Consider the following 1,179-nt stretch of genomic DNA (forward strand, 5'->3'; position numbering starts at 1 on the left):
GCTCTAGCTGGCGAGTTTGGCACCTCCGGTGTACACCTCTGGCTTCCAGTCTGCCTGGTGCCTCAATAAGCCAAAGGCTAGCCTGGCCAGGCGGCGTGCAAGAATCACCAAGGCTTGGGTAGTTTTCTTTCCACGTCCCAGATGATGGGCGTAGAACTGTTTCCAGGTCGCGGTTCGACTGCCGCTCATCGACGCGTTGTACAGCAGCCTGCGAACCTCCGCGTCTCCCCGTTTGCTCAACCTGCCTTTGCCAGACCATTTGCCCGACTGAGCAACCGTCACATCCATCCCCAGGTAGGCAACAAAAGCATCGCTGTTGGCGAAGTCACCTCGCATGAATGACATGACTAAACCGACGGCAGTCAGGAAACCAACCCCTGGCAGTTGCCGGACACGACTCAACTGATCTTGGAGTCCAGCGTCTTTGATCGCGGCGCGCAGCCCCTTTTCCAGCGACAGCTCTGCTTTCTTGAGTGCTTTCTCTATGTGCTTGAGCTCGGACGCGAACAGCTTGTCCCCCGACCAGCTCATACGCAGCATGCCGCGAATCTCCACGAGCTTGGCGCGACGGCGCAGTAGCACCTGAATTTTGCGGTGCCCTGCAGGCGGCGGCGTCCAGGCTTTCAAAGAACTGCGCTCTTTGCTCAGGTAGCGAGCCAGTAAGGCAGCATCATGTGCGTCTGTTTTCGCGCGTAAAGCGATGCTTTCCCGGTATTTGCTCAACCTTAGGCCGTCGACCACGTACACCACAAAGCCCGCAGCATGAGCCTGCTCGGCCATTTCCATGTGGTAGGTGCTCGTCGCCTCAATGGCCAGTGCTGAACCTTTGGGTAAGGTTTTGAGCCAGGCCCTGATCGCTTTTGGGGTATTTGGGATGGCGAAGGGTTTTGTATCCGGAGCGCTCTGAATCACCAACTCATCTTTCGCGGTATCCACGCCAGCTTCGATTGGTGTGACGGACATTGCCATGGCTAGCTGCTCCTTGTAGCGTAGAGAGACTTGAAGGGCACACCCTGGCGCAGGCTTGCATCTATCGTCGCTTGCTCACGAGGCATTCCTTATCGGCGCTTGGGTGCTGAAAGGAGGAGGGGTGATTTCTCCCACGGTCTGTACTGCTGCGAACAGTCAGAAGCGAGCTATGTCCCTCCTCCTCCCTTCAAGTCCTACCATACAAGCGGG

1 protein-coding gene is annotated in these 1,179 nt (G+C 57.2%); it reads right to left on the reverse strand.

Features of this window, described 5'->3' with window-relative positions:
- Window positions 1-3: 3 nt before the first annotated feature.
- Window positions 4-969 (reverse strand): IS110 family transposase, encoded by a 966-nt coding sequence (locus ACIPW4_RS27355; protein WP_400663794.1) that lies wholly within the window; start codon window positions 967-969, stop codon window positions 4-6.
- Between the last annotated feature and the right edge of the window lie 210 nt (window positions 970-1,179).

Origin of the sequence: Pseudomonas sp. NPDC089996, assembly GCF_044748405.1 — a bacterium.
GTDB lineage: Bacteria > Pseudomonadota > Gammaproteobacteria > Pseudomonadales > Pseudomonadaceae > Aquipseudomonas.

Coding starts and splice junctions, on each gene's coding strand:
- ACIPW4_RS27355 (WP_400663794.1), bottom strand. CDS start 969: ATGGCAATGTCCGTCACACCAATCGAAGCTGGCGTGGATACCGCGAAA.